A 16129-nucleotide genomic window follows, 5' to 3' on the forward strand; every position below is an offset into this window, starting at 1 on the left:
CGTCGGGTGTGGAATCGCTTTTCACGGTAATCAAGCTGGTCAGCTCTGAGGTAGTAGTATGATCAATACTTGCCCCAATGCATTACGACTTGCAGCGGCCGTTGCCATCAGCTCTTCCATCATTGTTACAGACGCACAGGCCGGGCGCAGTCTGCAGACAAAATCTGTCGATATTTCGAACAATGGATATAGGGTGTTTACCCAGAGCCTGGTCAAGGTTCAGCCAACTTTAGGGAATGACCAGCAGCCAATACCCAAATCTTTTACCACCATCTACCCTGACCAGACTCCAGTCAGAGAGGGTTTCAGGGTTCCTTCAGATGACTTTACAGACGTTTTTTCCGGCGTCAGCACTCTTGTCTCCATTGTTGATCTGTTTGAAACAGGCGAGAATAACGTTGCTCAAAAATACACCAAAGTACTGAAAGTGGGTGATGAAGCAGTCTTCAAGTTCACCCATAGCCTTGAAGAAAAGGAACTGGTCATTGAAGTCAGGGGCGGAATGACCGATCAGGATATCGTTGACACTGTAAGTGATCAATTGGCTTGCATCTCATCATTAGAACCGTCAACGAAATTAGCCAGACCCGAACATCTTTATATAGTGCTGGAAGCTGCCAATGACAGAGCAGAAAACCTGGGCACAAGCGATCACTATGTTGCCCTTGCCACCATCAAAGTAGAACAAGTTGAAGTGAATGGGCGTACATTCATGATTCTTATCTCAGGGGGTGATCAGCCACCTGAACTGAAGCGTCTGGGTCAATCACTCTTTGTCAATGATGAAGCTCTCCTTGTTGCAGCCACTTCTGCCTATATCCAGGTTCATGTTCTGAAAGAGGAATTACAACAGGAGTCTCTTAATAATCTGATGGCACACAGCAAACCCGTCGGATATGTTGTACACGTCGAGGACAACCCAGAGCTTTATCCTCTGCCTGCGGGTTATCCAAAGCTGGAAGCAGTGCAAGCGCGGGAAGACATTATTGTTTTTCATGGTCTGACGCAGAATCCAGCCGATGTCGCTTTTGTAGAAAACCTCTACAAACTCCTGAAAGAAGCTGGGACTAAAGACCCTGCTGAGACAGTATCAACGAAGGTTAAAAAATATAATGTCAAAAGCTACCGGCATATTATTCGAAGCAGGCAGATGACACTGCTGGAGGAGTTAGCTGCACAGCACGATGCTGAATTCAGCAAAGATAAACTGATTTCGCTTGCATACTATGAATCTCTCCAGCAAGCGTTAAGCAGTGCTACACCAAAAAGCGCCTATGAATTTGAATTCACATCAGGACACTTCAAAGTGACTTCGTCGGTCGTCACGTCAACCTGGATGCATTATCAATTGGTAAAATACTTCGGCTTCAAACGCACATTTAAAAATCTTCTGACTGACCAGCGATTTATTAAGAATATGGAGAAAGTGATACCCATTTTCAGCGATATCGACAAAGCACAGGCCGATACTGGTGACGACGAGAAGTTTGCTTCCAAAGTCATGGAAGACATGTCCAGGCTTCTGAGTGTGACCTATAAAAACATAGATGAGCTGCGGGAAAAAGAGGGCGAATTCACTCATATTCTAAACCATTTAAAGTGCATAGCTGAGATAGACACTGGCTTTGAAAGGGAAAAACTCAGAGCACTTAAACTCAAGCAACAAGCTGAAGATGAGCATGCACAGACTCATAAAGTGCTGGAAGAACTGCAAAACCAGTCACTAAAAATGCAGCAGGAGGTCGAACGAATTCCAGCGCTGCAACAACAAGTTCGTGATGCCAGAGAAAAAGTCGCAAAAATTTACAACACTGAATTGGCTGAAGAGCTTGGTATTGATAACTGGGATGATACCCAGCCAGCAAAAGAGCAAGCCTCACGCATCAGAGAGAGAATTAATAAAATCTTCACAGCAGCTGCCGCAACAGGACAGCCTGAAAAAGACACCGTAAGAACAAATCTGGCCGCTATTGAAGGCCAACTCGGTATTGTTCCAGATAATGAAAACGATCTGGATGCCCGCTTTCAATCCATTCAACAGCACCTGCAACAACACCTGCAACAACAAGAAAAATTAACTCATAAAGAAGTCTGGAACAGACTGACTAACTTTGAAGGTCAGCAACATCTTCAGCATATACAAAAGCTGGAAAAACAAAAAAACCGGTTGCAGGAATTTAAGCAGAAAGTTGATCATATGCCAACGCTGAGAGAAAAAGTCCGTGACCCCCTATTAATAACCATGGAAGATTACAACTTTCAACTGGCAGATGAGCTTGGTATTGAATTGGATGTGTTCGAGTTACCTGAAGAGCAGGCCAGACTCGTCAGCAAAAAAATTCGTAAAATCAGCAAATCGGAACAGCCTCAGAAAGAGGCTGTAAAAAAAATACTGGCGTCCATTGAAAGCGAGCATGGTATTACTCCAAAAAATGAAAATGATCTGGCTGGCCGCTTTGAGACTATTCAGCAGGAACTGCGATATCAACTGCAAGCAGAGACAGATCTGATCGACAATAGAATCCACTACGATCTGGCTGACATTGAAGGTCAATTCGGCCTGTTTCCGGATAACGTAAATGACCTGAAATACCGTCAATACACTCTTCAACAGCACCTGAAGCAGCAGATAGCCGAGGTCGGGCAAGAATATCATCGGCAACTGGACATCAGAACAGAAGCTGAAAAAATAGCTGCAACCAAAGCACGCTTTGCAACCATTGCCACACATTTAAACATTCAGGATTTTGATAGCGATGAAGATATTGACGTTCAGCAGGAACGCCTGCTTGAAAAAATCCAGACCATGGAGGCTCAACAAAAAATCCTGTTTCAGAGAGTTGAGGCATTAAATGATCAACAGGATATAGAGAATTCTTACATCCGGGGCCAGCAAAAAGCCAAACCTGAAGTACTTGAGACACTCAGTGCCGTAGAAGAAGCGAGGGCTGCAAAGAAAGCCGTCAAGAATGATAGCGGTCCCTTCCAGCTCTCGCCAAGACAGAAGCACATTCAGTACATTATGAGCCACATCGTACAGCAGCACCCTCTGAAGAAACAAGCCCTTGAGGCCGCAATGGGTCTGGCAGAGCTGGCAGAGTTGGCAGTAAAGAGCGGTAAGGAAATACCCGACCTTACGACGTTGGATTTTGACGATAAATTTGCACCGATCCGCCTGCAGGCAATGATCGGAGAAGGTCTGATCAGCAAGATTGAACTTGAGAACTACATAAAAGCCGCCCGGGGTGTCGATGGTTATCAGACAGTGGCTGAATTTGAACACTTCCTTGGCTACAGACACGGCGTCAAGCTGCCTCACTTCAAGAGCGTTGTCCAGATGCTGTCTGACGAGGGTGTTGAGGAGTTCATAAAGAGTGCCTTTACTCCTGTGACCGTGACGGTGAATGGCCCAGCGGGTATAAAAGAGTCTCTTGACGGCATGAAAGAGTATGCAACGGCTGTCATCGCCAACTACGTTCTTGATGACATCGCCTTTGACAATGGCCAAAGGACGGCAGCCTTCCTGACCAATATTCAGGATACCCTGAAACCCTATGCCAATGCTGTCGGGATGTCTGAAACAGACCTGATCAATATTATTCATGACACATTGATGCAAGTTCATGCCGCAGCGATTGTACGACAGTTGTTGCATTACTGGGTCAAACCTTCAGCCTTCCTGGTACAGACTGTCACCTGGTACTACTCCAGCTACAAACCGCTTCTGGTTGCTTATACCCACTGGCAGGCTGCCAAACTGTCCCTGGTAAACATGTCATTTCTCTATCTGCTGGATCTGACCAACAGAGGTGTTTACCTGCACAGAATGCTCACACCTTTCCAGCACTGGCTGGAAAGCTACGGCGTTGATCTTGACCGAACCGGCCAATATGCCTACCACAGCGGCATTGAACAAATCTCTGAAGTGGGCGGACTTGCCATGCCACTGGGCAAAGCCGCTTCTTCAGTCATTCTGTTAAGAACCGGCTCTGCGCTGTTTGCCCGACAATACAATGCTAACCCTCAAAGCTATCGCAGCCTTTCTCGTCTGGTGCCGGAAATAGTGAAATCCATGGGTTCCGGACAAGGGGTTCAGATGCCGTTGCTGAACAGTGTGACACCAGAAAAAGTAAAAACGCTGGCCTCGGCCACAGCCGGTCTGGTGCTGGCTCCGATAGCCACCATCGGAACATACGTCCAAAGCCTTATATCCGGGTTCACCTATACTCAAACCTTCGGCTTCGCTTTGGCGTCGGGTCTCACTTTCGACTTCTTTATGAACGACAACAAGATGCTCACTCAATGGCTGGGTGGACCTCTGGGTCGTAGCCTTGACAGGATTAATCGCTGGCGGGGCGTCGGTGAAAGCCAGGATGAATATGTGAAACGTACCACCATTGCTACACCTCAACGCTATGGTGAAACCGATGAAGAGTACGCAAACCGTGTTAAGACAGGCGACACTGCGTACGGCTGGACTCGGCACGAAAACTACCTGCAATTCCGTGAACGACGGGATCGCACCATGAAACTGTCAGAGAATAGCTGGGAGAAATACTTCAGGGAAAATGTGCCCAAATGGTCATTCTCCAATGCAGAAAGTATTCCTTATTCCTACACCCTGGGCGCCTTCTTTGAGTCAGGGGCTGCAGCGCCCGAGCAACCCTCCGCAACCTTGAAAGGAGCACCGGTTGGGGGAGGTATGCATTCCCACGCAGAGCGAGGGAACGAGTTGTAAACATTCAATTTTATTGGCAGTGAACTTTGTCACGAGAATTAAATTCGGCCAATAGCTAGCGGATTTGCCACTGTGAACTAAATTCTCTCAACAGCTTACCGGAACAGCCGTGAGCCTTTGTAAGTTGTTTCCTCGCCAGGTGTGGCAATCGCTTTTCACGATAACCAAAGCACCAACTCTGAGGTAGTAGAATGACAAATGCCGGCCCCAATGCATTAAGCCTTGCAGTAACCATTGCCATCAGCTCTACCATCATCAGTACACAGGCGCAAGCCGAGCGCAAGCTGCAGACAAAATCTCTTGATATTTCGAACAGTGAATTCGTGTCGTTTACCCAGAGTCTGGTCAGGGTTCAGCCAACTTTATCGGGTGACCAGCAACCAATACCCAAATCCTTTACCACTACTTACCCTGATCAGACTCAAGCCAGAGACGGCTATACGGTTCCCTCTGATGGTTTTACAGACATTCTTTCTGCCGTTAGTGCTGGCGTCTCCAGTGTTGATCTGTTTGAAACAGGCGAGAATGACATTGCTCAGAAATACACCAAAGTCCTGAAGGTGGGTGATGAGGAAGTCTTCAGGTTCACCCACAGCCTTGAAGAAACGAAACTGACCATTGAAGTCAGAGGCGGAATGACCGACCAGGACACCATTGACGCTGTTCGTGATCAATTAACTGTCATACCGTCATTAGAACCCTTAACGAAAATAGCCATACCTGAACAATTGTATGCAGTGCTGGAAGGTGCCGATGACAGAGCAGGAAACCTCGGCACAAGCGACCATTATGTTGCCCTTGCCACCATAAAAGTAGAACCCGTTGAAGTGAATGGACGAACATTTATGCGTCTTATCGCTTCGGGCGATCAGCCCCCTGAACTGAAGCGACTGGGTCAATCGCTCTTTGTCAATGATGAAACGCTTATGGCCGCAGCTACCTCGGCCTATATCCAGGTTCATGTTCTGAAAGAAGAGTTACAACAAGAGGCTCTTGATAGACTGTTGGCACTGAGCAAACCCGTCGGATATGTTGTGCACGAAGAAGATTGCACAAAGGTTTATCCTGCCCCTTCGGGTTATCCAAAGCTGGTACCTGACCATACTCAGGAAGATACTATTGTTTTCTATAGTCAGAAACTGAATCCAGCCGATATCGCGTTTGTAGAAAACCTCTATAGCCTCCTGACAGAAACTGAGCCTGATGGCCTCACTCACGCAACAACAGAGGTTCAAAAATATAAGGTCAAAAGCTACCTGCATGTTATTCGAAGCAAGCAGTGGGCACTGCTGGAGGAATTAGCTGCCCGGAGCAATGCCGGATTTAGCAAGGATAAACTGACTTCGCTTGCATACTATGAAGCTCTCCAGCAAGCTCTGGTCAGCGCTACGCCTCATATAGCAGATAAATTTGAACTCACATTAGAACATCTCAAAGTCACTTCGTCAGTCCTCACGCCAATCTGGATGCATTATCAACTGGTAAAATACTTCGGTTTCTGTGGCGCAACGAAAAGTCTTCTGACTGACCAGCGCTTTATTCAGAATATGGAGGAATTGATACCCGTTATCAGAGATATCCACAAAGTTCAGGCCGACGCTCCCGGAGATGATGAGTTTGCTTCCAGAGTACTGAAAGCCATGTCCCGGCAGATGATGATTGACACCTACGACAAAATAGATGCTCTGCAGAAAAAAGATGGCGATTACATCAGGCCTATAAAACACATAGAGTTCACAGCAGAGAAAGACAGGGACAGTGAAAGGGAAAAGCTCAGAGCACCTGAACTCAAGCAACAGACTGAGCATGGGCTTGCTAAAACTCGTAAAGCGCTGGAAGAACAGCAAAACCCGATACAGAAACAGCAGCAGGAAGCCAAACGATTTCCGTCGCTGGTACAACTAGTTACTGATGCCATAGAAAAAGCCACAAAAATTCGCAACGCTGAACTGGCCGAAGAGCTTGGTATTGGCAAATGGGATGATACCCAGACATCAGAGGAGCAAGCCTCACGCATCAGAGAGAGAATTCATAAAATCTTCAGTGCAGTTGCCGCAACGGGACAGCTTGAAGAAGACACTGTAAGAACAAATCTGGCCGCTATTGAAGGCCAGCTCGGTATTGTTCCAGATAATAAAAACGATCTCGATACCCGCTTTCAATCCATTCAACAGCACCTGCAACAACAGGAAAAACTCACCGATAAGGCCGCCTGGAACAGGCTGGCAAACATTGAAGGTCAGCACCGTAAGCAGCATCTTCGGCATCTGCAAAAGCTGGAAAAACAAAAAAACTGGCTACAGGAACTCAAGCAGAAAGTCGATCGAATTCCAGTGCTGAGAGAGGAACTTCGTGATCCCGTAATAGAAACCATAGAAAATTACAACGAGCAACTGGCAGATAAGCTCGGTATTGACAACTGGGTTGAGACCGAGCCAACAATGGCAGAACAAGCCACAATCATCAGAAAAGAAATTCATAAATTCAGCAAATCGGGACAGCTTCCGCAAGAGGGTTTAAAAGAAATACTGGCATCCATTGAAAGCAAGTACGATATTACTCCCAACAATGAAAACGATCTGGCTGCCCGCATTGAGTCCATTCAGCAGCAGCTGCAACAGGAACTGCAACAAAAGACAGAACTCATCGACGACTTAATCTGCACGAGACTGGCTAACTTTGAAGATCAGCTCGGCCTTCCGGATAACGATTATCACCTGGACTACCGGCGATATGCCCTTCAACAACACCTCAAGCAACGGATAGAACAGGTTGGGCAAGAACATCTTTTGCAACTGAGCATCAAAAGAAAAGCTGAAAAAATAGCTGCAACCAAAGCACGCTTTGCAACCATTGCCGCACATTTAAACATTGAGGATTTTGATCGCAATGCAGATATTGACGTTCAGCAAGAACGCCTGCTTGAAAAAATCAAGACAATGGATGCTCAAAAAGAAATGCTGTTTCAGAGAGTTGAAACATTGAGTGATCAACAGGATATAGAGAATTCTTACACCTGGGCCAGAAAATGTGCTCTGGCAGCCGCTCTTGATATTGATCTGAGTGAAGACAATACACCAGAAGATCGCAGAACCCTGGAATCAACGGTCAATCTCAAGCTCTTCAGGCTTGCAGAGCTGAAAGAAGAAGTGAAAGAGTCCAGAACCTGGGGCCGCCACAAAGCCAAACCTGAAGTACTCGAGACACTCAGAGCCGTAGAAGAAGCCCTTGAGATGAGCGACGTTGATGAAAACGATAGTGTGTATCTTCGTCGCGAGGACATTTCTGAAAACATGCAGGAATTCATCACAGAAGCCAGAGAGCGGGCGGAGGAAGAGGCCTTGGAAATACTGGAAGCCCTGGAACAAGTATTCGAGATCAAAAGCAATGAAGGTGATGACAATGCAGCAAGGCTTGCCAGAGTTCGAACAAGGCTTGATGGCGATCTTTCAGAGTTCATGCAGAATAAGATACATAGTATTGTCTGGCAAGAAGACAGCAGTCTTGTAAATATGAAGGATCTCAAACCCGAGAGCCTTGATACAGATATTACCCTTTCTTATCCAAAAAAAGGGGGGCCAGAATGGCTCGATATACTTCGCAGGCGTCTTACCTATAAAGTCGAAGAGGTGGATGAGCAAGCCAGTGAAATACAGACAAATTATCTTGCAGCTATAGAGAACAGGCTAAAGATCTACCCTCATGAAAACAATGCAGCTGAAGCAAGAAGCATGGTTTTCACTGCCAGACTGGCCAGAGACCTGCAGGTAGAGTTTGCAAACGATGCCAACCTGCCTGATCGGAGGGATGCCCTGAGAGCCAGAATCAGTACATTATTGGATGAAGTGTACCAAGACTATGAAGACGAAGCGGCCAGAAGAGCCTGGAACAATGAAATCGCTCATCAACTCAACATTAAAGCCTATAAAGATGATGCCACTATCGACGATCAGGTCCGTCAGATTGATGCAAAACTCCGACAGCTGGATGATGAAGCTTTCAGTGCCGGTGAGCCTAACGTTCAAGAGCGTATTGCCGCCATTGAGGATAAGCTTGACAGGCAAATGGCCCGCCTGGGACCTGAACCCCGATATGTTCTTGATCTCAAGGTGACCAGAGCCAGACAAACAATGCAAGAAGCTGAAAGTGAGTTGGAAGCGGCTAATCAGGAACTGAATGCTATTCGTATCAAACACCTTGCATCTGCCGGAACCTTTGCTTTCCTGAAACATATCCCGGATGAAGCAGTTCCTGATATCATTGAAAAAACCGTGGCTGTTAAGCCGGAGTCCGCTGATACCAGTGAACGATGGGTTAAGGCCCTGAGAAACAAGCAGTTACAACTGGGCGGTGATGATGGCGCTGGCGGCGAGATCCGGAAACTGATTCAGAAACACGCCTTTCTGGAAGCAGAAATTGAAACCAGAAAAGCAGACTTTGAGGGAATGAAGGATGCCCTGAAGGCTGCCGAAAAAGCCGTCGAAAATGATGACGGCCCCTTCCAGTACACGCCGAGACAGGCTGATGTTCTGGAAGCTATCCACAAATGCATGCAACAACACCCTCTTAAACGACAGGCTCTGCAAGCCGCAATGGGTCTGGCAGAATCAGCAGCACAAAGCGGTAAGATAATGCCCTGTCTTACGACTTTCAATTTTGACGATGAATATGCGCCCATTCACTTGCAGGCACTGGTCGGAGATAAACTGACGTTTAAACAGACCAGTCGAATGGTGGAAGTCTTCAAGCACCTGAAGACGACCTTCCCGGAATCTTCTCACCAGCCTCTGGAAGAAGTCCAGACTCTGGTACACAGGGCCAGGAATGAGATGAATAAAGGGGCACAACAATACAACGACGAAATTGACGGCATAGGCTCGGCAGGCATTCACTATGTCGAGCATGAAACGGGGGATCTGGAAGGCTTCTCGGAATACTTCGCCAGCCATTCTGCCAGTGGTAACAAGATAATAGCCCTGCTGCGTGAAGGTCTGATCAACAAGGTTGAACTTGAAAACTACCTAAAGGCCATCAGAGGTGTTGATGGTTATCAGACAGTGGATGAGTTTGAACATTTCCTTGGTTATAAACAGGGTGTCAAGGTGCCCGAGTTCAGGAAGGTTATCCAGATGCTGTCCGATGAGGGTGCTGAGCAATTCATGGGGATTGCCATTACTCCTGTGACCATGACCGCAACTGGCCCGACAGCCATGAAAGAGTCTGTTAACAGCATGAAAGAGTACGCCGCTGCTGTCATCGCCAACTACGTTCTGGATGATATTGCCTTTGAAAATGGCCGCAAAATGGCAGCATTTCTGGCCAATGTTCAGGAGACCCTGACACCTTATGCCAACGCTGTCAGCCTGTCTGAGTCAGAACTGATCCAGGCTATTCATGACACATTGATGCAAGCTCATGCCGCAGCGGTTGAGCAGCAGCTCAATGATTACTGGGTCAAACCTTCTGCCTTTCTGGTACAGGCTGTCACCTGGTACTACTCCAGCTACAAACCACTGCTGGTGAACACTAACGCCCGGCGGGCTGCCGAGCTATCCCTCTCAAACGTGGCGTTCCTCTATCTGCTGGACCTCACCAACAGGGGTGATTACCTGCACAGAATGCTCACACCCTTCCAGCACTGGTTGGAACGTTATGGTGTTGATCCTGACCGAACCGGCCAATATGCCTACCACAGCGGCATTGAACAAGTCTCTGAAGTGGGCGGTCTGGCTATGCCATTGGGCAAGGCCGCTTCTTCAGTCATTCTGCTGAGAACCGGCTCCATGTTGTTTGCCAGACAATACAATGCCAATCTGCAGAGGTATCGCAGCATTTCCCGTCTGGTGCCTGAAATAGTGAAATCCATGGGTTCCGGGCAAGGAGTTCAGGTACCACTTCTGAACAGGGTGACACCACAAAAAGTAAAAACACTGGCCTCGACCACAGCCGCTCTGGTACTGGGTCCGGTAGCCACTGTTGGAGCATACGCTCATGGCCTTATATCCGGATTCACTTATGCGCAAACTTTTGGATTCGCTTTGGCGTCGAGTCTCACTTTCGACTTCTTTATGAACGACAACAAGATGCTCACTCAATGGCTGGGTGGTCCCCTGGGCCGAAGTCTTGACAAATTTAACCGCTGGCGAGGCGCGGGTGAGTCTGACGATGAATATGTGAAACGCACGGCTATTGCCACGCCTCAATACTTCAGTGAAACCGATGAAGAGTTCGCCTACCGCGTTAAAGTCAACAACATGATGTACGGCTGGACGCGACATGAAAATTATCTGCAATTCCGTGAACGCCGGGATCGTACCCTCAAGCTGTTTGAGAATAGCTGGGAGAAATACTTCAGGGAAAATGTGCCTAAATGGTCGTTCTCCCATGCAGAAAGTATTCCTTACTCCTACACTCTGGGTGCCTTATTTGAGTCCACAACCGTAAAAGCAGCACCGGTTGGTCTTGAGGTCAAGACATTCGATCTTGATAAAAATAAAAATACCCGCGACGAACTTTGATATTAGAAACCACTAGAAAACTCTGGTTCCCGTGCTTTCAGGCCCTGTGGGTCCTTGCGTGGGAGCGGGTTGTTCACTTTTCACAGGAATCAAAGTAATCAGCTTCGAGGTAGTAGGATGAAAAATACCTGCCCCAATACATTAAGCTTTGCAGTGGCCCTGGCAACCAGCTTTTCCATCATGAGTACAGAGGCACTGGCCGTTCGCAAACTTCAGACATACGCCTATATTCTGAACACTGGAGATTTTCAGTTTCCTCGAAGTGAGGTCATGGTTCAGCCAACTTTAGGTGATGACCGGCAGCCAATACCCAAATCTGTTACCACCAGCTACCCTTATGAGCCTCCACCTTCAAAATGTCACCCTCGTATCTCTCCCACTATAAGCTTTTCAGCAATTCTTTATGGTATTGGTGACGGCGTTTCCAGTGTTGATCAGTTTGAAACAGACGAGGGCGGCATTGCTCAGAAATATACCAAAGTTCTTAAGGTAGGTGATGAAGGAATCTTCAGGTTCATCCACAACCTTGAAGAAAAGGAACTGGTCATTGAAGTCAGAGGCGGAATGACCGATCAGGATTCAGTTGCGGTTGCTCGTGGTAAATTATTTTCTACATCATTAGAACCGTTAACGAAAATCGCCAGCCCCGCGCAACTGTCTGATGTTTTGAAAGCTGCCGTTGCAAGAGCAGGAAACCTCGGCTCAAGTGATCACTTCGTTGCCCTTGCCACCATTGAAGTTGAAAAAGTTGCAGTGAATGAGCGTACCTTCATGCGTCTTATCGCTTCGGGCGATCAGCCCCCAGAACTGCGACGCCTGGGTCAATCACTCTTTGTCAATGATGAAGCCCTCCTGGCGGCGGCTGCCTCTGCCTACATACAGGTTCATCTCATGAAAGAGGACTTACAACAGCAGGCGCTTAACGAACTTTTGCTACACAACAAACCCGTCGGCTATGTTGTACACGTCGAGGATGACACACAGGTTTATCCTGTGCCTAAGGGTTATCCAAAGTTGGAAATAACAGAAGCTCCGGGGGAGGATATTATTTTCCATGGTCAGATGCAGCGTCCGGATGACGTCGCTTTTGTAGAAAAACTCATCAAACTCTGGGTAGAAGCTGAGGTTAATAATCGCATAGTCATAACAGAGCTTCTCAGAATTAAGATCAAAAGCTACGAGTTCGTCATCCGAAGCAGGCAGATGGCACTGCTGGAGGAGATTGTTGCCCGACACGATATCGGCGTTAACAAAGATCAACCGATGATACTTTCTAACGAAGATAAACTGGCGGTGCGTTCCCTTGCAAATTACGAATCCCTCCAGCAGGTATTGGCGCTGGCTGCTCCAGATAAACCATATCGAACACGTCGTCGTCCATTTGAGTTAACACTGGAAGACATCACAGCCGTTTCATCAGTCATCACGCTAAACCGGATGTATGAGCAACTCGAAAAACACTTTGGCTTCAAACCCGTAGTTAAAAATCTCCTGATGAACCGGCACTTTCTTCAGCATATTCGGAAAGTGATACCCGCTACCGGCGATATCAAACAAGCGCAGATCGATCCCGAAAAAGACGAAGAGTTTACTTCCAGAGTGATGACCGACATGGCCAGACAGCTGCTTGAATTATCCAGGAACCTGGAGAACTTGCGGGCAAGATATGCCACACCGGGCATGAGAACAGAAGCTGAAAAAACAGCTGCAACCAAAGCTCGTTTTGCAACCATTGCCGCACATTTGAACATTGAGGACTTTGATAGTGATACAGATATTGACGCTCAGCAAGATCGCCTGATTCAAAAACTGGAGACAATGAAAGCTGAAGCACAAGATCTGCGTCAACAAATCAATCCTATGACCTTCCGACTCATTGTGGAGGATTTACACACCGTTACCAGGAAACATGCTCTGGCTCAGGTACTTAGTATTAATCCAAACGACAACACCGCACTATCAGACCGTGAAGCCGTAGAGTCAGCAGTATATACCAAGCTTAACAAGCTTAAATTTCTGGACACATATCTGGATTACGTCAGAACAGATCACTCCGAAGTTATACCGGGAGTCCTTAAGACACTGAGTGACGTGGAAAAAGCCCTTCAGATGACTGTTCCCGATGAAAACGATGATGTCTACCTTCGTCGCCAGAGCATTTCTGAAGAGCTGCAGGATTTCATCGAAAAAGCCAGACAACGGGCAGAGGAAAAGGCTCTGGCGATACTGAAAGCCATAGAAGAAATACTCGATATCAAAGTCAATGAAGGGGATGACAAAACAACAAGACTTATCAGGGTTCGAAGAATGTTTGACAACGATGATCTCACAGATCATAGGCTGGATAAGATAGATAACACCCTCTGGGCAGATGAAAACGCAGTTCTGAACGGGAAGGATCTCAAAGTCGCGAAGTTTCTTGCCTATCTTCACTATAAAATCGGAGGCCCTGACCCGGATAAGCGAGCCAGAGAACAACAGACAGATCCGCTGGCAGAAGTAGAAGAAGCACTCAACCTGGACTCCATTGAACGAAAGGACAGAGCAACAAGGCTTGCCATGGTGCTTAAAATGATTAACCACCCTGACGCCGGAGAATACCTGCTGGGTGAGGTAGACCAGGCACTCTGGAAAGAAGACAGCAAAGCGCTTGACGAGAGAGGTCTCAGACTCAGGAAGCTTGATGCGAGCCTCACTTATAAAGTCGAAGATCCGTACCATGATAAGCAGGTCAGAGAACAACAGGCAGGTTGCATTGCAGCCGTAGAGAACAAGCTGCATATCCACCCTCTTGATTACGTGGCTGTCATAAAAAAAGTCAAGGCTTTCACAGCGAAACTGGCCAGTGATCTAAGGATGAACTTTGACGAGGATGCCAGCCTGTCTGACCAGAAGGATGCTTTAATAGCCAGAATTCAGACATTTCGGGATGAAATCAACGAAGGCTATGAAGATGAAACAGCCAGAAGAGTACGGAACAATGAAGTGGCCCGTCAACTGAACATTAAAGACTATAACGATGATGACAGTATAGACAACCAAAATAGTCAAATTAAAGCAAAGCTCCAACAACTGGACGACAAAGTTATCAAAGGGGTTCAGCCAGATGTTAATGTGCGTATCCTGATCATTGAGAAAGAGCTTGACAGGCATATGGCTTGCCTGGGACCCAAACCCCAATACGTTCGTGAGGTAGCCACAACCGGACAAATATTGGAAGAAGCTGAAAGTGAGCCGGAGACCATTCATCAAAAACCAGAGGGTGATGATGGTATTGTTGGTGTGCTGCGAGAAGGTCTGATCAGCAAGGTTGAACTGGAAAAGTACCTAAAGGCCATCATAGGTGTTGATGGTTATCAGACAGTGGCTGAGTTTGAACATTTCCCTGGTTATAAACAGGGTGTCAAGGTGCCCGAGTTCAGGAAGGTTATTCAAATGCTGTCCGATGAGGGGGCTGAACAATTCATTGAGATTGCCATTACTCCTGTGATCGTGACCGCAACTGACCCGACGGGCATGAAAGAGTCTGTTGACGGCGTGAAAGAGTATGCCGCTGCTGTCATCGCCAACTACGTTCTGGATGATATTGCCTTTGAAAATGGCCGCAGAACGGCAGTATTTCTGGCCAATGCTCAGGAGACCCTGTCACCTTATGCCAATGCTGTCGGCCTGCCCGAATCAGAACTGATCCAGGCTATTCATGACACATTGATGCAGGCTCATGCCGCAGCGGTTGAGCAGCAGCTCAATGATTACTGGGTCAAACCTTCCGCCTTTCTGGTACAGGCTGTCACCTGGTACTACTCCAGCTACAAACCACTGCTGGTGAACACTAACGCCCGGCGGGCTGCCGAGCTATCCCTGTCAAACATGGCGTTCCTCTATCTTCTGGATCTGACCAACAGGGGTGATTACCTCCACAGGATGCCTACACCTTTCCAGCACTGGTTGGAACGTTATGGTGTTGATCCTGACCGAACCGACCAATATGCCTTTCACAGCAGCATTGAACAAATCTCTGAGGTGGGTGGGCTGGCCATGCCATTGGGTAAGGCAGCGTCCTCAGTCATTCTGCTGAGAACCGGCGCTTTGTTGTTTGCCAGACAATACAATGCCAATCCGCAGAGGTATCGCAGCATTTCCCGTCTGGTGCCTGAAATAGTGAAATCCATGGGTTCCGGGCAAGGGGTTCAGGTGCCACTTCTGCACAGGGTGACACCGCAAACAGTAAAAACGCTGGCCTCGGCCACAGCCGCTATGGTGCTGGGTCCGGTAGCCACTTTTGGAGCATACGCCCATGGCCTTATATCCGGATTCACTTATGCGCAAACCTTTGGATTCGCTCTGGCGTCGAGTCTCACTTTCGACTTCTTTATGAACGACAACAAGATGCTCACTCAATGGCTGAGTGGCCCTCTGGGCCGAAGTCTTGACAGGATTAACCGCTGGCGAGGCGTGGCTGAGTCTGACGAAGAATATGTGAAACGCACGGCGATTGCCACACCTCAATACTTCAGTGAAACCGATAAAGAGTATGCCTACCGTGTTAAAGCCAACAACACGATGTATGGCTGGACACGACATGAAAATTATCTGCAGTTCCGTGAACGCCGGGATCGCACCCTCAAACTGTTTGAGAATAGCTGGGAGAAATACTTCAGGGAAAATGTACCTAAATGGTCGTTCTCCCATGCAGAAAGTATTCCTTACTCTTGCACTCTGGGTGCTTTCTTCGGGTCCGGGACTGCAGCGCCTGAGCAACCCTCCGCAACCGTAAAAGCGGCACCGGTTGGTCTTGAGGTTAAGAAGTGAGTCACAGCGTGGGAACGAGTTCCGGACATTGAACTTTGCCACTGAGAATTAAATTCGCTCA

General features: G+C 47.6%; 3 protein-coding genes. All 3 read left to right on the forward strand.

The window, feature by feature from the left end; genetic code table 11:
* The first annotated feature begins 58 nt into the window (after window positions 1-58).
* The 3 genes from ACOJUO_RS25380 to ACOJUO_RS25390 all read left to right on the forward strand — a co-directional run bounded on the left by ACOJUO_RS25380 (window position 59) and on the right by ACOJUO_RS25390 (window position 16068).
* A complete protein-coding gene (locus tag ACOJUO_RS25380) occupies window positions 59-4738 on the forward strand; it encodes a hypothetical protein (RefSeq protein ID WP_422138576.1) in 4680 nt (1559 codons plus the stop codon).
* Window positions 4739-4929: 191 nt separating this feature from the next.
* Window positions 4930-11256 carry a hypothetical protein gene (locus ACOJUO_RS25385; protein ID WP_422138577.1) on the forward strand — a complete coding sequence of 2109 codons (6327 nt, stop codon included), beginning with the start codon at window positions 4930-4932 and terminating at the stop codon, window positions 11254-11256.
* Between the two features lie 117 nt (window positions 11257-11373).
* Window positions 11374-16068, forward strand: a complete 4695-nt coding sequence (locus tag ACOJUO_RS25390; protein ID WP_422138578.1) for a hypothetical protein — start codon at window positions 11374-11376, stop codon at window positions 16066-16068.
* Window positions 16069-16129 lie beyond the last annotated feature (61 nt).

This window comes from Endozoicomonas sp. ALC020 (genome assembly GCF_049275935.1).
Taxonomy (GTDB): domain Bacteria; phylum Pseudomonadota; class Gammaproteobacteria; order Pseudomonadales; family Endozoicomonadaceae; genus Endozoicomonas_A.

Bases quoted from the DNA above. Each gene is read 5' to 3' on its own strand.
- ACOJUO_RS25380 (WP_422138576.1), top strand. From the start codon at position 59: ATGATCAATACTTGCCCCAATGCATTACGACTTGCAGCGGCCGTTGCC.
- ACOJUO_RS25385 (WP_422138577.1), top strand. From the start codon at position 4,930: ATGACAAATGCCGGCCCCAATGCATTAAGCCTTGCAGTAACCATTGCC.
- ACOJUO_RS25390 (WP_422138578.1), top strand. From the start codon at position 11,374: ATGAAAAATACCTGCCCCAATACATTAAGCTTTGCAGTGGCCCTGGCA.